Annotated in this window: 15 protein-coding genes; 13 read left to right on the top strand and 2 right to left on the bottom strand. The window is 69.2% G+C overall.

The window, feature by feature from the left end; all coding sequences use genetic code 11:
- Window positions 1-4: 4 nt before the first annotated feature.
- The 4 genes from ACSQ9A_RS10405 to ACSQ9A_RS10420 are packed head-to-tail and all read left to right on the top strand — an operon-like array spanning window position 5 to window position 4626.
- Window positions 5-883, top strand: coding sequence for a lytic transglycosylase domain-containing protein (locus ACSQ9A_RS10405; protein ID WP_436303584.1), 879 nt, complete (start codon window positions 5-7; stop codon window positions 881-883).
- Window positions 884-889: 6 nt separating this feature from the next.
- Window positions 890-1996: a Kelch repeat-containing protein gene (locus ACSQ9A_RS10410; RefSeq protein WP_436303585.1), complete on the top strand. Its 1107-nt coding sequence runs from the start codon at window positions 890-892 to the stop codon at window positions 1994-1996.
- A gap of 51 nt (window positions 1997-2047) precedes the next feature.
- The gene (gene parC, locus ACSQ9A_RS10415; protein WP_093102589.1) at window positions 2048-4438 is read left to right on the top strand and encodes a DNA topoisomerase IV subunit A; all 2391 of its coding nucleotides are present in this window, start codon (window positions 2048-2050) and stop codon (window positions 4436-4438) included.
- Between the two features lie 2 nt (window positions 4439-4440).
- Complete coding sequence (locus tag ACSQ9A_RS10420; RefSeq protein ID WP_093102591.1) at window positions 4441-4626, top strand: hypothetical protein; 186 nt, start codon at window positions 4441-4443, stop codon at window positions 4624-4626.
- Window positions 4627-4708: 82 nt separating this feature from the next.
- On the opposite strand, the gene ACSQ9A_RS10425 is transcribed toward ACSQ9A_RS10420, so the two are convergent.
- Complete coding sequence (locus ACSQ9A_RS10425) at window positions 4709-5803, bottom strand: MBL fold metallo-hydrolase (RefSeq protein ID WP_436303586.1); 1095 nt, start codon at window positions 5801-5803, stop codon at window positions 4709-4711.
- Between the two features lie 105 nt (window positions 5804-5908).
- Here ACSQ9A_RS10425 and ACSQ9A_RS10430 point away from each other — a divergent pair, with 105 nt between their 5' ends.
- Window positions 5909-9463: a patatin-like phospholipase family protein gene (locus ACSQ9A_RS10430; RefSeq protein WP_436303587.1), complete on the top strand. Its 3555-nt coding sequence runs from the start codon at window positions 5909-5911 to the stop codon at window positions 9461-9463.
- 56 nt (window positions 9464-9519) lie between these two features.
- Here ACSQ9A_RS10430 and ACSQ9A_RS10435 read toward each other — a convergent pair whose 3' ends face one another.
- Complete coding sequence (locus ACSQ9A_RS10435; RefSeq protein WP_436303588.1) at window positions 9520-11223, bottom strand: hypothetical protein; 1704 nt, start codon at window positions 11221-11223, stop codon at window positions 9520-9522.
- Window positions 11224-11357: 134 nt separating this feature from the next.
- Here ACSQ9A_RS10435 and ACSQ9A_RS10440 point away from each other — a divergent pair, with 134 nt between their 5' ends.
- Genes ACSQ9A_RS10440 through ACSQ9A_RS10475 form a run of 8 tightly spaced genes read left to right on the top strand, consistent with a single transcriptional unit; the run spans window position 11358 to window position 18031 of the window.
- Window positions 11358-12029: an amino acid ABC transporter permease gene (locus ACSQ9A_RS10440; RefSeq protein WP_093102689.1), complete on the top strand. Its 672-nt coding sequence runs from the start codon at window positions 11358-11360 to the stop codon at window positions 12027-12029.
- Between the two features lie 5 nt (window positions 12030-12034).
- Window positions 12035-12688 carry an amino acid ABC transporter permease gene (locus ACSQ9A_RS10445; RefSeq protein ID WP_093102599.1) on the top strand — a complete coding sequence of 218 codons (654 nt, stop codon included), beginning with the start codon at window positions 12035-12037 and terminating at the stop codon, window positions 12686-12688.
- Between the two features lie 46 nt (window positions 12689-12734).
- Window positions 12735-13532 carry a transporter substrate-binding domain-containing protein gene (locus tag ACSQ9A_RS10450; protein ID WP_436303589.1) on the top strand — a complete coding sequence of 266 codons (798 nt, stop codon included), beginning with the start codon at window positions 12735-12737 and terminating at the stop codon, window positions 13530-13532.
- Window positions 13533-13537: 5 nt separating this feature from the next.
- Window positions 13538-14317: an amino acid ABC transporter ATP-binding protein gene (locus tag ACSQ9A_RS10455; protein ID WP_436303590.1), complete on the top strand. Its 780-nt coding sequence runs from the start codon at window positions 13538-13540 to the stop codon at window positions 14315-14317.
- A gap of 3 nt (window positions 14318-14320) precedes the next feature.
- Window positions 14321-15061 (top strand): sugar phosphate isomerase/epimerase family protein, encoded by a 741-nt coding sequence (locus ACSQ9A_RS10460; protein WP_436303591.1) that lies wholly within the window; start codon window positions 14321-14323, stop codon window positions 15059-15061.
- Window positions 15058-16008, top strand: a complete 951-nt coding sequence (locus ACSQ9A_RS10465; RefSeq protein WP_436303593.1) for a sugar kinase — start codon at window positions 15058-15060, stop codon at window positions 16006-16008. Before ACSQ9A_RS10460 ends, ACSQ9A_RS10465 begins: the two co-directional genes overlap by 4 nt.
- Entirely contained in the window at window positions 16008-16991 is a 984-nt protein-coding gene (locus ACSQ9A_RS10470; protein WP_436303594.1) for a 2-hydroxyacid dehydrogenase, read from the top strand. Before ACSQ9A_RS10465 ends, ACSQ9A_RS10470 begins: the two co-directional genes overlap by 1 nt.
- 14 nt (window positions 16992-17005) lie before the next feature.
- Window positions 17006-18031, top strand: coding sequence for a LacI family DNA-binding transcriptional regulator (locus ACSQ9A_RS10475; protein ID WP_436303595.1), 1026 nt, complete (start codon window positions 17006-17008; stop codon window positions 18029-18031).
- The last annotated feature ends 125 nt before the right edge of the window (window positions 18032-18156 follow it).

Raw genomic sequence — 18156 nt, forward strand, 5'->3', positions numbered from 1 at the left:
CCCCATGCGCACCCTTGGCCGTTTCCTCCCATTGCTGCTGGCCCTGCTGCTGTCGATGACGCAGCCGCTCGCGCACGCGGCCGACATCTTTGGCTACGTCGACGAGCGGGGCGTCGCGCATTTCGCGCCCGAAAAGCTCGACGAGCGCTACCAGCTGTTCTTCCGCGGCGGACAGAGCTTCGACACGGCGGACGGCATCGGTCCGCTTTTGCGCGGACGCACCGGCAGGATCGACGGCAAGGTGCCGCGCGCCTCGCAGACCCTGCTCGCGCTGTTCGAGGCCTCGCCCAGCTACAAGCCCGCGCAGGGAGCGTTGCGCGAAGCCGCCAGGCGCCATGCGATCGACTACGAACTGCTGCAGGCCCTGATCGCCACCGAGTCGGGCTTCGATGCGCAGGCCGTGTCGCCCAAGGGCGCGCTCGGCCTCATGCAATTGATGCCGGCCACCGCGCAGCGCTACGGCGTGCAGGCCGACAAGCGCGGCTCGCTCGAGAAGAAGCTGTTCGACCCGCGCATCAACATCGCTGCCGGCTCGCGCTACCTGAGCGACCTGATCGAGATGTTCCCCGGCGACATCGAGCTCGCGCTTGCGGCCTACAACGCGGGCGAGGGCGCGGTGCAGCGCGCCGGCAACAAGATACCGAACTACCGCGAGACGCAGAACTACGTGAAGACGGTGCTGCAGCTCTACGCCTATCTCAAGCCTTCGGCGGCCGCAGGCCGCGGCGGCAAGGCGCCGGGGCGCGTGCGCATGGAACTTGCGCCGCCGCGCGGCGGTGCGCTGGGCCGCGGCAACATGCCGCCGGATTCGCGGGGCGTGCCCGCGGTGCCTTCGCTGCCCGAGCCGCCGCAGGGGCTGAGGCTCGATCCCGCCCTGTCCTGAAGCTCGATGCAGCGCCGAAACTTCGTTCTCGCCACCGCGCTGGCCGCCACGACCGGTGCGGCGCGCGCGCAGCACCATCTGCCCGTGGCCCCGTCCTCGGCCGAACCCTACGCCAGGCTGCAGGGCGGCGTGCCGCACCACATGACGCCGGAGCAGGAGGCACAGCGCGTCACCGACAGCCCGGCGCCGGCCGGCGCGCCGGGCCGCTGGGTGCCGCGCGCGGCCCTGCCGATCCCGCGCAGCGAGATGGCCTGGGCCACGGCCGCGCAAGGCCGCATGCACGTGGTCGGCGGCTACGGCGAAGGCGCGGTCAACCGCGACTACCACCACATCTACGATCCGGCCGCCGACCGCTGGCTCGACGGCGCGCCGCTGCCGCGCGGCGCCAACCACGTCGCGGTGGCGGCCGAGGGCGGGCGCGTCTATGCCCTCGGCGGCTTCGTCGAGCAGAACCGGCGCTCGGACACCAACGCCTACGTCTATGAGATCGCGGCCAACCGCTGGACCGCCATCGCGCCGCTGCCGCGCCCGCGAGGCGCCGCGGCCGCTGTGGTGCAGGGTGGCGCCATCCACCTGATCGGCGGCGCGTCCGAGCCCGCGGCCGAACGCGCCAGCGTGGGCTGGCACGAGGTCTACGACCCCCAGGCCGACCGCTGGTCCTCGCGCAAACCGCTGCCCGGCGCGCGCGACCATGTGGGCTGCATTGCGCACAACGGCCAGATTCACGTGATCGGCGGGCGCTTCAACACCTTCGAATACAACACCGAACTGCACCACGTCTACCTGCCGGCGCGCGACACCTGGGAGTTGCGCGCGCCGCTGCCCACCGCGCGCTCGGGCCATGGCCTGGTGGTCTATCGCGGCCGCCTCTATGCCATGGGCGGCGAGGGCGGCTTCCTGGCCGGCGGCGTGCCGCGCCTGGCCAAGGTCTTCGGCCAGATGGAAAGCTACGATCCGGTGGCCGACAGCTGGCAGCGCCATGCGCCCATGCCCACGCCGCGCCATGCAGTGGGCGCGGCCGTGATCGGCGACTGGATCTACGTCGCGGGCGGCGGCGCGGTGCTGGGCGGCAGCGTGCAATCGGCGGTGCACGAGGCATTCACACTGGGCTGAGCGCGCTCGCGCGCGACGGCCTGCAACTCTTTTTTCTTCTCTCTTTTCTTCATGGACTCCCAACCCCCGCTCGATCTCCTAGGCCCTGCCGACGAAGGCGACAACGCCCTCACGCTGGCCGACTACGCGCAGACCGCCTACCTCGAATACGCGCTCAGCGTGGTCAAGGGCCGCGCGCTGCCCGACGTCAGCGACGGCCAGAAGCCGGTGCAGCGGCGCATTCTTTATTCGATGTCGCGCATGGGCCTGGGCTTCGGCGGCGCCAACGGCACTGTCGGTGCCAAGCCGGTCAAGAGCGCGCGCGTGGTCGGCGACGTGCTGGGCCGCTTCCATCCGCACAGCGACCAGGCCGCCTACGACGCGCTGGTGCGCATGGCGCAGGATTTCTCGCAGCGCTATCCGCTGGTCGACGGCCAGGGCAACTTCGGCAGCCGCGACGGCGACGGCGCCGCGGCGATGCGCTACACGGAGGCGCGGCTGGCGCGCATCACCAGCCTGCTGCTCGACGAGATCGACGAGGGCACGGTCGATTTCATCCCCAACTACGACGGCTCGACCGAGGAGCCGCGCCTGCTGCCCGCGCGGCTGCCCTTCACGCTGCTCAACGGCGCGAGCGGCATCGCGGTCGGCCTGGCCACCGAGATCCCGAGCCACAACCTGCGCGAGATCGCAGACGCCTGCGTGGCGCTGATCAAGTCGAACGGCAAGCTCAGCGAGGAAGAGCTGTTCGCGCTGGTGCCCGGCCCCGACTATCCGGGCGGCGCGCAGATCATCAGCGGTGCGGCCGACATCGCCGAGGCCTATCGCACCGGCCGCGGCTCGCTCAAGGTGCGCGCGCGCTGGAAGATCGAGGAGCTCGCACGCGGCCAGTGGCAGCTGGTGGTCAACGAGTTGCCGCCGGGCGTGAGCACGCAGAAGGTGCTGGAAGAGATCGAGGAGCTCACCAATCCCAAGATCCGTGCCGGCAAGAAGGCGCTCACGGCCGAGCAGACGCAGCTGAAGGCGGCCGTGCTCTCGGTGCTCGACGTGGTGCGCGACGAGTCGAGCAAGGATGCGGCCGTGCGCCTGGTGTTCGAGCCCAAGACCTCGCGCATCAGCCAGGAGGAGTTCATCACCACGCTGCTGGCGCAGACCTCGCTCGAAAGCTCCTCGCCGATCAATCTCACGATGGTCGGCATCGACGGCAAGCCGACGCAGAAGTCGCTGCGCCAGATGCTCAACGAGTGGATCGCCTTCCGCGAGATCACGGTCGAGAAGCGCTCGCGCCATCGCCTGGGCAAGGTGCAGGACCGCATCCACATCCTCGAAGGCCGGCAGCTGGTGCTGCTCAACATCGACGAGGTGATCGCGATCATCCGTGCGGCCGAGGATCCGAAAGCGGCGCTGATCGCGCGCTTCGATTTGAGCGAGCGGCAGGCCGAGGACATCCTCGAGATCCGCCTGCGCCAATTGGCGCGGCTGGAGGCCATCAAGATCGAGCAGGAGCTCAAGGGCCTGCGCGAGGAGCAGAAGAAGCTCGAGGACATCCTCGCGAGCCCGGCGGCGCTGCGCCGCCTGTTGGTGAAGGAGATCGAGCAGGACGCGAAGAGCTTCGAGGACCCGCGCCGCACGCTGATCCAGGCCGAGAAGCGCGCCGTCGCCGAAGTGCGCGTGGTCGACGAGCCGGTGACGGTGATCGTCTCTCAGAAGGGCTGGGTCCGCACGCAGAAGGGCTGGGCCAGCGAGCGCGCCGCGGGTGCGGCCGCACCCGAGTACAGCTTCAAGTCCGGCGATGCGCTCTACGGCGCCTTCGAGTGCCGTTCGGTCGACACCTTGCTGGTCTTCGGCACCGCCAAGGACAAGACCGTGCGCGTCTACACCGTGCCCGTGGCCTCGCTGCCGGGCGGGCGCGGCGACGGCCAGCCGGTCACGACGCTGATCGATCTCGACAGCGGCACGCACGTGGCGCACTACTTCGCGGGACCGCCCGGGGCGGCGCTGCTGCTCGCCAACACGGGCGGCTACGGCTTCATCGCCTCGGTCGAGAACATGATGTCGCGCCAGCGCGGCGGCAAGGCCTTCGTCGACGTGGGCGAGGGCGAGCAGCTCACCCGGCCCTCGCTGGTCGGCGGCGCGAGCGGTGCCGAGCCGATGCCGCCGGCGACGCACGTGGCCTGCGCCTCGACGGGCGGACGCATCCTGACCTTCGAGATCCTCGAGATGAAGGCGCTGCCCAAGGGCGGCCGCGGGCTCATGCTGATCGACCTCGACGCCAAGGACACGCTCGCCGGCGCCGCGGCCTACACGCGCAGCGTGAAGATCGAAGGTATCGGCCGCGGCGGCAAGGAACGCGAGGAGACGCTGGAGATCCGCACGCTCAACAACGCTCGCGCCAGCCGCGCGCGCAAGGGCAAGGCGGCCGATCTCGGCTTCAAGCCGACGAGCATCGTGCGGGTGCTCTGAGCATGGAATTCGGCGCCCTCGGCATCTTCGTTCTCGTCATCAGCTGCGCCTGCAGCTTCCTGCTCGCGCGCTGGCTCGGCAAGCGCCGGCGCGATGCACGCCGGGAGCGTGAGCGGCGCGCGGCGGAGGCGGGCCAGAGCCGGCAGGTGCGGCGCGCGAGAGAGCGGGCCAACAACCGTTCGGGCTGAGCTTGTCGATGCCTGGTACCGGCTTCGACCTTCGATCGGCTCAGGACAGGCCGAGCTCAGCACGAACGGTTTGGGATGGGGCCTACCTCAGGCTTTCCCACCAGCGCACGTTCGTGCGCGGCCGTCCCACCGTCAGCACCTCGCCGATCTCCGGCGTCGCAAGCTCGATCTTCTTCGCCTGCGAGAGGTCGGCAATGCGGTCCAGCGGGTCGCGCCAGGTGTGGAAGGCCAGGTCGAAGGTGCTGTTGTGCACCACGTAGAGCATCTTGCCGCGCAGGTCCTGGAAGGCCTGCACGCTCTGTTCGGGCGTCATGTGCACCGAAGGCCAGTAGCTGTCGTAGGCGCCGTTTTCCATCAAGGCCAGGTCGAAGCCGCCGAAGCGCTCGCCGATCTGCCTGAAGCCGGGGAAGTAGCCCGAGTCGCCGCTGTAGAAGATGCGCTCGCCGCCGCTCTGGATGACCCAGGAGGCCCACAGCGTCTTGTTGCGGTCGTTCAGCGTGCGGCCCGAGAAATGCTGCGCCGGCGTCGCCGTGAGGCCGACGCCGTCGTGCTCCGCGGCCTGCCACCAGTCGAACTCGGCCACGCGCTCGGCCGGCACGCCCATCTCGATCACGCGAGCGCGCACGCCCAGCGGCACGAAATAGCGCTGCACGCGCTGCGCCAGGTACTCGATGGTCGCCACGTCGAGGTGGTCGTAGTGGTCGTGCGAGAGGATCAGCCCCTCGATCGGTGGCAGCTGCTCGAGCGTGAGCGGCGGCTGGTGGAAGCGCCGGGGCCCGATCCACTGGAAGGGCGAACTGCGCTCGCTGAACACCGGGTCGATCAGCCAGTACTTGCCGCGCAGCTTGAGCAGGTGGGAGGAGTGGCCGAGGCGGATCACATGGGTGCTCTGCGGATCCAGGGCGTCGAGTTGCGCGGTGGTGACGGCGCGCACGGGAATCGGGTCGACCGGCACGGTGCCGTTCTTGGTGCCCGCGATGAAGCGCGACCAGATCTTCCACGGGCTCGCGGAGGGCAGGGCCTGCGGATTCGGCGGATTCTGAAAGCTGCAGCCATTGAACTGCGGCGATGCCGCATAGGGCGTTTCGCAGGCGCCGGTGGAGGTGCTGGCGCAAGCGGCCATGAGGCCGCAGGCCGCGGCCAGGAGAAGGCTTCTGCAGAGGGTGTCGGCTGTCATCGCCGCGAGCTTAACCAAATGACTTGCATTCCGGCATAGACCATTTGCGGCATTGATACCCCTCGCCAAGCGTGAAATATTCCACGCGGAACGACGAGGAGCCGCATGGACGACACCATCCAAGAGCTGGTGGCAACGCGCCGCAAGGCGCTGGCGGGCGTCGACGACGGCCGCAGGCCCTGGGGCCTGGCCCTGTCGGGCGGCGGCATCCGCAGCGCCACCTTCTGCCTCGGACTGATGAAGGCGCTGGCCGCGCGCCGGCAACTGCTCAAGTTCGACCTGGTCTCGACCGTCTCGGGCGGCGGCTACATCGGCGCCACCCTGGGCCGGCTCTGTACCGAAGCGAAATCGGCCGACGAGGTGCGCGACATCGAGCGCGCGCTCGGCGACGTCGATCGCGCGCGCTTCGGCTGGTGGCTGCGCAGCAACGGCCGCTACCTCATTCCGGGCGGGCTGCGCGACACGCTGTTCGCCAGCGCGCTCTACCTGCGCAACCTGCTGGGCACGCATATCGAGATCGCGATCGCCGCGGGCCTGATCGGCATGGTGCTGGCCGCCATCAACCTGCTGCTGTGGGACACGGTGTTCCGTGCCGTGGACCTCAACAGCCTGCCCTCGGACGCGCAGGCCGGCGTGACCGATCTCGCAAGCGTGCAGTCGGTGCGCCTGCTGGTGCAATGGTCGACGCAGTGGCCCACGCTGTGGTTCACGCTGGTCGGTCCCTTCATCGCATCGGTGGTGCTGGCCTGCGCCTACTGGTCGGTGCGCGACAAGCCGTCCACCTCGTCGATGCTGCTGCAGGTGGCGATGTGGTGCGCGCTCGGCGCCGGCGCCTGCTGGATCGGGCCGCGGCTGGTGCGGCACTACAGCGGGCCGCTCTGGCTCGCGCCCGCCTTCGTGGCCTTCGCGCTGTGCTGGGTGGTCGCGCTGCTGTGGGTGCTGTGGCGCAGCAGCAAGCGCACGCCGGCGCAGCTGCGCAACGAGCTGACGGAGGGGCTCGCCGCGGTGATCAACTCGGCATTGCTGATCGTGATGCTGGGCCTGCTCGACCGCAGCGCCTGGTGGCTCGCGGCCGAAACCCAGCGGGAGCGTGCTTCCTACGGCGCGGCGCTGCTGATCGTGGCAGCGGCGCTGCGCGGCGTGCTGCCGATGCTGTTGTCGCAGAAGCGCCAGGCGCCCGGCATCGGCAAGACGCTGATGCTGACGCTCGCCAGCCTGTTCGGCCTGCTGCTGGCCTTCTGCCTCGCGGCCTGGTGGGTCGGCGTGGTCTATTCGGTGGTGCTGCTGCCGGTGTTCACGCCCGAGGGGCTGGACTTCTCGCGCGGCTGGGTCTGGCTCGGCACCATCGCCGTGATCGTCGGCAGCTATGCGCTGGTCACCGGACGCAACTTCGGCTTTCTCAACGTCTCCTCGCTGCACATGTTCTACAAGGCGCGCATCGTGCGCGGCTACCTCGGTGCCGCCAACGCCAAGCGCCTGGGCGCCAGCCCGACGGACGCGGTCTCGGGCCTCGAGCCGCCGCGGGTGCCGGTCGGCGAGGTCGATGCGCGCGACGACATCTCGCAGCTTCGCTATGCGCCGCACCTGCATGGCGGACCCGTGCACCTGGCCAACGTCTGCATCAACCAGACGCACGACCCCAAGCAGCGCCTGTTCAACCGCGACCGCAAGAGCCAGCCGCTCACGATCGGCCCGCTGGGCTGGATGCAGGCCGGCGGCGCCAACTGGGCGCAGGCGCATGGCGACGGCGCGCTCACGCTTGGCGCATGGACGGCGATCTCGGGCGCGGCCTTCGCGCCCGGGCTCGGCCGGCTCACCAAGCGCGGCATCGCGGCGCTGTCGGTGTTCGCGGGCCTCAGGCTCGGCTACTGGTGGAACAGCGCCGAAGCCGGCATCGTGCAGCGCGGCGCCGCCGTGCATGCCAGCCCGCTCCTGATGAAGACGCGCTTCATGCTGCTCGAATGCTTCGGTGCCTTTCCCGGCAGCAGCTCGGCCAACTGGTACCTGAGCGACGGCGGCCATTTCGAGAACACTGGCGCCTATGCGCTGCTGCGGCAGCAGGCCTCGCTGATCGTGATCGCGGATTGCGGCGCCGATCCGGAGTACCGCTTCTGCGACCTCGAGATCCTGATCCGGCGCGCCCGCATCGACCTCAACGCCGAGATCACCTTCATGAAGCCGCGGCCCGGCGCCGACTGGGCGCACCTGGGCGCCTTCGGCTCGCTCAACGATCTTGCCTCGCCCCACAGCCAGGCCTGCCTGGCGCTGGCGCAGGTGCGCTATGCGAGCGGCGCGACGGGGCAGATCGTGCTGGTCAAGCCCAACGTCTCGGCGGCGCTGCCGGTCGACCTGGTGAATTTCAAGGCTGCCAATCCGCTCTTTCCGCAGCAGCCGACCACCGACCAGTTCTTCGACGAGGCCCAATGGGAGAGCTACTTCCGGCTCGGCGCCGAGATCGGCTCGCGCCTCGAAGGCGAGATGCTCGACCAGGTGGCGATGGGCGCGCCCGGGCTCTTCGTGCCCGACGACGGCCAGGCGCAGCCGGCGGCGCGTGCGGCTGACGCCGACAGCGACGACAACCACGGCGCCGCCGCACCCACGGCCGGCGCGATGAGCCGGCTGCAGGCCCGCGTGATGAAGGCCGGCGCCGTGACCGCATCGGTCGGGCTCGGCACGGCCGCCACCTTCGGCGTCGCGGCCTGGCAGGGCATCGACAGCTGGCGCGTGCAGCGTGCCGAGACGCAGAAGGCCGAGAACAGCGCGTTCAAGGACCTCACCGAACTCTGGGCCCGCCTGCGCGCCGGCGCCGCCACGACCAGCGAAGCGCCGGCGCTGCTGGCCGCCGAGCTGCTGCGCACCGGCGATCTGCTGTGCCGCGACGGCAGCGAGAACTTCATGGCGAAGTTCCGGCTCTCGGTGCGCATCGTCGACGATGCCAAACAGGCCTGCACCAACGAAGCGCCCGAGCAGCGCACGCCGGCCTGCGCGCGTCTGCTCGACCCCGGCAACGGCATCGACTGCCTGCAGCCGACGCAGGCGCCGGCGTGCGCGCCGCGCTACTGGGCGCGCGACTACTCCGGGCAGACGGGTTCCAAGCAGAACTGCAGCGGCACCTTGCCTGAGCCCTGGCCGGTGGTGGTGTGGCTGCGCGATCGGCTCACCGGGCCGCCCGACGTGCAGGTCGCCGCCGCGCCGCCGCCAGTCGTGCAGGGGGCGCAGCCGCCCTACATGCCGCGGCCAGCCCAGAACGGCGAAGCGTCGGCGAACGGCACGCCTCCCGCGCCCGCCGCAGTCGCGCCGCCGCCGGCCGGCGTGTGCAACGACACCGTGGTCTACATCCAGACCTACGGCTCCTCGCTGCGCGACAAGGCCCGCGCGTGGCGCGGACCCTGGCGCGCGCTGGGCGCTTCGGTGCCGCCGATGGAGGACGTGCTCAGCACCTCGCGCCGGGCCGGACGCTCGCCGCCCACCGGTCATCCCGAGCCCAGCGTGATCATCCGCGACGAGACGGCGCGCGCCTGCGCGCAGGCCCTGGTCCAGACCGCCGCCTCGCCGACCGGCCAGCCCTGGGTCATCAAGCTGCTGCCGCGCTCGATCAAGGCGGCGCCCGGCGCGATCGAGGTGTGGCTGCCGCGGAGCAAGGACGCGTCGGCGGGCTGATGAAACCCGTCGTGCAGCGGAACATTCGCTCCGAGCTTAGGGCCTGTTAACAGGCCCTAGTCCGACCCCGGCCGCCAGACCCGCATCAGCACCGCCAGCTTGGTGCGGAAGGTATGGCGCTCGTCCGAGAGCGCATCCAGAAAGTCCGACAGCCGCTTCGACTTGACCATGGTGTAGACCGTGAGGCAGGTGGTCAGCACGCCCACCACGGCAAACCACACCAGCTTGCGCGCCAGCGGCGCCTCGGCCTCGGCCAGCAGGTTCATGCCGAGGAAGCCGGTGGTGATGGTGCCGATCAGGCCGAACAGCGTGACCACCGTGAGCCGCACCACCGTGTTGGCCTGGCGGCGCAGGCTGTCGGCGTCGAGATACGTGTTCATGTCGGCGATGCGCACCTTGACCTCCTCGTAGAGCGGATCGAGCCCGAGGTGCGTGGTGCACAGGTGCGACAGCGCGCGCACCTGCGCCTGTTCCGAGATCTCGTGGAACCAGTAGCGGTGCGTGAAGCGAAGAAAACCCTCGAAGCTTGTGCGGATCGCGCGCTTGAAACGCTTGACGCTGGCCACGTCGTGTATGTTGAGCATGCGCAGCGCCTCGACCAGGCGATCGGAGAACATCAGCAGCGCGGCCTTCTGGAAATGCGCGATCAGGAACAGCAGGAAGTGCTGGTGCCGGAACTGCGCCAGCACGCCGCGGTCGCGGCAGCAGAAGAATTCGGAGTGCGCGTCGCCGACCACGATGAGCGCGCGGCCGTTGCACATGTAGCGCGTGTAGGGCGCGGCGCCGGCATCGACCCAGAAGCGGTCGTAGCAGTATTTCTGCTCGAAGTCGGCCACGTGCTCTTCGGCATAAGGCAGGGGGCCGGCGCCGCCGACCGCAGGCTCGGCCGCGCCCGTGACCAGGGCCAGGCGGACGAAGTCGTTGCGCGAGAGCCGGCGCGGGTCGTCGAGCGAGAGGTAGGCCATCACCGGCATGCGGTAGTACTCGAGCTGGCGGAAGCGCAGCTCGCCCGGCTGCTCCGAATGGTCGCTCACCAGCGGCTGCATCAGCCAGGCCCAGTGCGCGGCAATGCGCGGCGCGCGGTGCTCGGCCACATGCGAGAGAAAGGCCTCGCGGTTCTGCACGTCGGAACTCGAAAGCACGCTGCCGTCGCTGCCCAGCCACTCGACGCTGTGCATGCAATGCAGCGCAGCGCCCTGGGCATCCCAGCCTCCGGGATAGGCGCGGCCGAAGCGGTAGAGGATTTCCTGCGCCAGCGGCAGGCTCAGGTGGTCGGCGCCGACCTCCATGTTGAGCAGCACCACGTCGACGTCGTAGAAGAAGTACAGGTCGACATGCACCACCTGCAGCACGACGGGCGAATCGCCGGGCCGGGCCACCACGCGCACGGCGGCGATGTCGCGCCGGCGGAAGATGCGCATCGGCGAGTCGCCGCCGTCGGGGCCCCCGGACTGGCGCCGCGCGCGGCCTTCGCCGTAGAGGAAGCGCTGCACGTAGGGCAGGAAGCTCACGAACTCGTTGTAGTGGCGCTCGTGGAAGCGCTCGCTGTCGCCCGTGTACTCGTCGATCTCCTCGCGCCAGGGAGAAGCGTCGCCGAGCTCGTGCAGCACGTCCCAGGGGCTGCGGTGCGCGTGGCGGGGCTGCGTCGTCGGCATCAGCCGCAGGGGCCACAACAGGGCCTGGCGCAGATGGCGCACGGTGGGCGCGGCGCCCGCACTTTCGCCCCGTGTCGCGGTGTCCGGCAGGGTGGTGGTCAGCATCGTGCGAGTGTAGGCAGAAGGCCGACTAGGGGAAATCCCTGATGTGGTGCTGAAACCGGTTTCATACACTTCGTTCCCTCGCATCGAAGTCTTGTCTCCAGAGCGGGATGCACCATCCCGAACTTGTCTCCCCCGTGAACTACCAATTCCAGTTCGACGCTGTCTTTGCCGCGTGGCCGCTGCTCTTGAAAGGCACCTGGATCACCATCCAGCTCTCGCTCGTCGCCACGCTGCTGGGCCTGGTGGTGGCCATCTTCTGCGCCTGGGGCAAAACCTCGGGGCCGGGCTGGCTGCGCTTCATCGTGAACGCGTACATCGAGGTGATCCGCAACACGCCCTTCCTGGTGCAGCTGTTCTTCTTTTTCTTCGCGCTGCCGGCCATCGGGCTGCGCTGGTCGCCCTACACGGCCGCGCTCACCGCGATGGTGGTGAACCTCGGCGCCTATGCGGCCGAGATTGTCCGCGCCGGCATCGAGTCGATTCCCAAGGGCCAGATCGAGGCGGGCAGGGCGCTCAACCTCAAGCCCTGGGAAATCTTCCGCTTCGTCATCATCAAGCCGGCGCTCAAGGCCATCTACCCCGCGCTCACCAGCCAGTTCATTTTGCTGATGCTGAGCTCGGCGGTGGTGTCGGTGATCTCGGCCGACGACCTGACCTCGGTCGCCGCCAACCTGCAGTCGCAGACCTTCCGCAGCTTCGAGATCTACATCGTGGTCGCCGCCATCTACCTGGCGCTGGCGCTCGCGTTCTCGGCGCTGTTCAAGCTGATTTACCGGCGCACCCTCAACTATCCGGATCGGCGCTGACCACCATGCGTACCTTCGGTTATCCAGAGTTCCTGTTCATCCTCGAAGCGGCCAAGTGGACGCTGGCGCTGTCGCTGATCGCCTTCGTAGGCGGCGCCATCCTCGGGCTCGTGATCGCGCTGGCCCGCACCTCGGACAGCAAGACCGCGCGTCTTCTTTCCACCGGCTTCATCCAGATCTTCCAGGGCACGCCGCTGTTGCTGCAGCTCTTCCTGATCTTCTTCGGCGCGCCGGTGCTCGGCTTCGATATCAACCCGTGGATCGCGGCCGGCGTGGCGCTCGTCCTCAACAGCGCGGCCTTCCTCGGCGAGATCTGGCGCGGCTGCATCGAGGCCATTCCGCGCGGCCAGTGGGAGGCAGCACAGGCGCTCAACCTCGGCTACGCGAGCCGCATGCGCGACGTGGTGCTGCCGCAGGCCTTCAAGATCGCGTTGCCGCCGACCGTGGGCTACGTGGTGCAGATCATCAAGGGCACTTCGCTGGCCGCGATCATCGGCTTCACCGAGATCACGCGCGCCGGCCAGATCATCAACAACGCGACCTTCCAGCCGCTCTACGTGTTCACGACAGTGGCGGCGATCTACTTCGTCATCTGCTGGCCGCTGTCGCTGGCGGCCGCGCGCATGGAACGCCGGCGCGCCCGGGCGCTCGCGCGCTGAGCTTGTTTCTCTTTTCGTTTCTGTCCTCAACCCAGGAGACTTCGACATGACCTTCTTCACCACCCGCCGTGCGGCCGTCGCAGCGCTCGGCCTCGGCGCCGCACTGACCGCCTTCGCACCCTTCGCATCGGCCCAGACTATGGCCGACATCAAGAAGAAGGGCGAGATCACGATCGGCATGCTGGTCGACTTCCCGCCCTACGGCACGACCAATGCCAAGAACGAACCCGACGGCTACGACGCCGACGTCGCCAAGCTGCTGGCCAAAGACTGGGGCGTGAAAGCCAACATCGTGCCGGTCACCGGCCCGAACCGCATTCCCTTCCTGCTCACCAACAAGGTCGACCTGCTGGTCGCCTCGCTGGCCGTGACGCCCGAACGTGCCAAGCAGGTGCAGTTCTCGCAGCCCTACGCGGCCGCGACCATCGTGCTCTACGGCAAGACCGGCACCAACATCAAGAGCGCGGCCGACCTGAAGGGCCAGCGTGTGGGCGTGGCCCGCGCCAGCACGCAGGACGTGGCGGTGACCAAGGCCGCGCCCGAAGGCACCGAGATCCGCCGCTTCGACGACGACGCCTCGGCCATGCAGGCGCTGATGTCGGGCCAGGTCGATGCGATCGGCTGCTCCGTCACGGTGGCGGCGCAGATCGCCAAGCGGGTGCCGCCCAAGACCTTCGAAAACAAGTTCACGCTGGTGCAGCAGGCCATGGCGGTGGCGATGCGCCCGGGCCAGGACGACCTGCTGAAGAACGTGAACGAGTTCGTGCAGAAGAACACGGCCAACGGCGAGCTCAACAAGCTTTACAACAAGTGGCTCCAGACCGATCTGCCGAAATTGAACTAAGCCCCATGACGGACGCAGTCACGACCCACGCCGGCACGGAATCGATCATCCGGCTCGAGGCGGTGAACAAGTGGTACGGCACTTTCCAGGTGCTGACCGACATCGATCTCTCGGTGCGCACCGGCGAACGCATCGTGATCTGCGGGCCCTCGGGTTCGGGCAAGTCGACGTTGATCCGCTGCATCAACCGGCTAGAGACGGTGCAGAAGGGCAAGATCGTGGTCGACGGCATCGAGCTCACCGCCGGCGGCAAGAACGTCGACGCGGTGCGCGCCGAGGTCGGCATGGTGTTCCAGCAGTTCAACCTGTTCCCGCACCTCACGATCCTGCAGAACTGCACGCTGGCGCCGATGCGCTCGCGCGGCATGAGCAAGGAAGAGGCCGAGGAGGTGGCGATGAAGTACCTCACGCGCGTGCGCATTCCCGAGCAGGCGCACAAGTACCCGAGCCAGCTGTCCGGCGGCCAGCAGCAGCGCGTGGCGATCGCGCGTGCGCTGTGCATGTCGCCCAAGATCATGCTGTTCGACGAGCCCACTTCGGCGCTGGATCCCGAGATGGTCAAGGAGGTGCTCGACACCATGATCGGCCTGGCCGAGGACGGCATGACCATGCTGTGCGTCACGCACGAGATGGGCTTTGCGCGCAGCGTGGCCGACCGCGTGATCTTCATGGCCGACGGCAAGATCGTCGAACAGGCGCCGCCGGGCGAGTTCTTCGGCAGCCCGAAGCACGAGAAGACGCGCCAATTCCTCGGCCAAATTCTCAGCTCGCATCAAGCACACTGAGCGATGCCTCAAGTACTGATCTCTCTGTCGTCCTTCGGCGCGGCCGAGGTGGGGCGGCACGGCCAGCTGTGGTGTGCGCAACTGGCCATGGCGGCCGGCGCCGACAGCGTCGAGGTGCGCGGCGAATTGCTGCGCGATCCTGCGGCCGAACTGCCTGCGCTCGCGGGCCTTGCTTCGGTCTACTCCAGTCCCGAAGGTCTCTGGGCCGAGGGTGGCTTGCTCGACAGCGCTGCACTCGCGCGCGGCCTCGCCGCCGCGACCATGCTGGGCGCGCGCCGGCTCAAGATGGCCATCGGCGACTTTCGCGCGTCCTCGCACGGCGCGCTGGCCGGCCTGCGCTCGCGGCTTGCCGAGACGCCGATCGAACTCGTGATCGAGAACGACCAGACCGTGTCGGCCGGCACGCTGCCCGCGCTGCAAAGCTTCTTCGATGCGGCCGACCATGCCGGGCTCGATCTCGGCATGACCTTCGACATGGGCAACTGGCACTGGATCGGCGAATGCCCGCTGCAGGCGGCCCAGGCGCTGGCCCCGCGCGTGCGCTACGTGCATTGCAAGGGGGTTCAGCGCCTGCCGGCCAAATGGGTCGCAGTGCCGCTGGCCGAATCCGCCGCGCCCTGGCGCGCCGTGCTGCGCGCCTTGCCGGCCGAGGTGCCGCACGCAATCGAATACCCTCTGATCGGCGACGATTTGCTCGCCATCACGCGCGACCAGGTTGCGCATATCCGAGCATTGCGAACATGACAAACCCTGCCTTCGACGCCGCGCTCTTCGGCGAGGCCATGCTCTTGCTGGTGGCCGACCAGCCTGGCCCGATCGAGAACGCCACCGCCTTCCACAAGCGCACGGCCGGTGCCGAAACCAATGTCGCGATCGGCCTCGCGCGCTTGGGCCTCAAGGTCGGCTGGGCCAGCCGGCTCGGCACCGATTCGATGGGCCGCGCGCTGCTCGCCACCATGCAGGGCGAAGGCATCGATTGCTCGCACGTGATCAGCGACCCGACGCAGCGCACCGGCTTCCAGTTCAAGGGCCGCGTGACCGACGGCAGCGACCCGCCGGTGGAATACCACCGCAAGGGTTCGGCCGCGAGCCACATGGGCCCGGCCGATGTTGACGAGGCCTGGCTGCGCTCCGCGCGGCACCTGCATGCGACCGGCGTGTTCGCGGCCATCTCCGACACCAGCCTGCAGGCCGCGATCAAGAGCATGGAGGTGATGCGCGCGGCCGGCCGCACGATCTCCTTCGATCCCAACCTGCGGCCCACGCTGTGGGCGTCGACCGAGGTGATGCGGCGTTCGATCAACGACCTCGCGGCCCGCGCCGACTGGGTGCTGCCCGGCATGGAAGAGGGCCTGCTGCTCACCGGCGAGACGACGCCCGAGGGCGTGGCGCATTTCTATCGCGGGCTCGGCGCGAAGCTGGTGGTGGTCAAGCTCGGCGCCGAGGGAGCCTACTATGACGGCGATGTGGCCGGCACCGGGCGTATCGACGGCTTCCCGGTGGCGCAGGTGATCGATACCGTGGGCGCCGGCGACGGCTTCGCGGTCGGCGTGGTCAGCGCGCTGCTGGAAGGCAGGACGGTGCCCGAGGCGGTGCGCCGCGCTGCCTGGATCGGCGCCCGCGCCGTGCAGGTGCTGGGCGATACCGAAGGCCTGCCGACGCGGGCGCAATTGAACGAAGCGAGGCTGTGATGCGCAAGAAGGTGTTGGTCTTTCGCGAACTGCCTGACGACCAGCTCGCCCGCCTGCAGGCGGTGCACGAGGTCACGGTCGCCAATCCGCGCATCGCGGCCGAGCGCGAGGCCTTCGAGGCCGTGCTGCCGCTGGCCCAGGGGCTGATCGGTTCGAGCTATCCGGTGGACGATGCGCTGCTCGAACGCGCGCCCAAGCTCGAAGTGATCTCCAGCGTTTCGGTCGGCGTCGACAACTACGCGCTGGCTGCCCTGCATGCGCGCGGCATCATGCTGTGCCACACGCCCCGCGTGCTCGACGAGACGGTGGCCGACACCGTGTTCGCTCTGCTGATGGCAACCAGCCGCCGCGTGGTCGAGCTCTCCAACCTCGTGCGCGAGGGCCGCTGGACCGGGAACATCGGCGAGGATCTGTTCGGCTTCGACGTGCACGGCAAGACGCTGGGCCTGCTGGGCTTCGGCCGCATCGGGCAGGCCATCGCGCGCCGTGCCGCTTTGGGCTTCGGCATGCCGGTGCTCTACCACGCGAGGCGCCCGGTCGATCTGGCTGCTCAGTCGCCGGAGCTGCTGGGGCGCGCGATGCACACGCCGCTCGACGATCTGCTGGCGCGCGCCGACTTCGTGGTCGCGATGCTGCCGCTGTCGGACAGCACGCGCGGCATGATCGACGAGCGCGTGTTCGCTCTCATGAAGCCGGGCGCCATCTTCATCAACGGCGGCCGCGGCGCCACCGTGCAGGAACACGCGCTGCTCGCCGCGCTCGACCAGGGCAGCTTGCGCGCCGCCGGCCTCGACGTGTTCGCGACCGAGCCGCTGCCCGTGGATTCGCCGCTCGCCACCCATCCGCGCGTGACACCGCTGCCGCACATCGGCTCCGCCACGCACGAGACGCGGCATGCGATGGCCGAACTGGCCACCACCAACCTGCTGCAAGCGCTCGCGGGCGAGCGGCCGGCGGCGGTCTACGACACGGCCTTCGCTTGAACGCGCGACCGCCCATGCAGCGCCCGGCCAAAGCAACGATTGCAGACGTCGCCAAGGCGGCGGGCGTCTCCAAGGCCACCGTCTCGCGCTTTCTCAACCACCGCGAGCGCCTGCTGAGCCCCGACATCGCGGCACGCGTCGAGGCCGCGGTCGCCCAGCTGGCTTACACGCCGAGCCCGATGGCGCAGGCCCTGAGCCACGGCCGCTCGCGCCTGATCGGCCTGATCGTGGCTGACATCACCAACCCCTACTCGGTCGCGGTGCTGCGCGGCGCCGAGAAGGCCTGCCAGGACGCCGGCTACCTGGTCATGCTGTTCAACCTCGGCAACGACATCGACCGCGAGCGCGAGGCCATCGATGCGCTCGCGGGCTACCAGGTGGACGGCTTCATCCTCAACACGCTGGGCCGCGGCGCAGGGCTGATCGATGCCGACGCGCTGCATGGCAAGCCCGCGGTGCTGGTGGATCGCCGCCATACCGGCATGCACACCGACTTCGTGTCGCTGGACAACCCCGCGGCAATGCAGGCCGCCTGCGGCCACCTCGTCGAGGGCGGGTACCGCGAGCTGCTCTACATCACCGAGCCGCTGAAGGGCGTGAGCTCGCGGCGCGAGCGCACCGCCGCTTTTGGCGACTGCATCGCGGCCCACGAGCCGCGCGTCGCGGGCCAGGTGTTCGAGAGCACCGGCGACGACGGCGATGCGCTCGATGCCGCGCTGCGCGCCCTGCACAAGCGAGCCAAGCGCGGGCGGCGTGCGGCGGTGCTGGCCGGCAATGCGGTCGTGACCTTGCGTGTGGCCTCGGCCATGGCGCGCCTGGGCTGGCGCTTCGGCGAGGAACTCGGCTTCGTGGGCTTCGACGATCCAGAATGGGCGCCCTTGATCGGACCGGGCCTCAGCGCCATCGCGCAACCCACCGACGCCATCGGCCGCGCCGCGGCGACCTGCCTGATCGAACGCCTGCGCGGCCTCGAAGGGCCACCGCGGCAGCTGCTGCTGCCTGGCGAGCTGGTTGTGCGAGGTTCGTCGGGTTCGGCCTGACGTTTTCGATTGTTGGCAAAGGGGAAACGGAGAACTTCCCCTGGGGGCCTTTGACGCCGTCGATGCGGCTTCAAACTCACCACCTCGCACTGCAACAAGCCTCGACGCACCGCGCCGCGGCTCCT

It is taken from the genome of Variovorax sp. LjRoot290 (genome assembly GCF_964253985.1).
In the GTDB taxonomy this organism is placed as follows: domain Bacteria; phylum Pseudomonadota; class Gammaproteobacteria; order Burkholderiales; family Burkholderiaceae_C; genus Variovorax.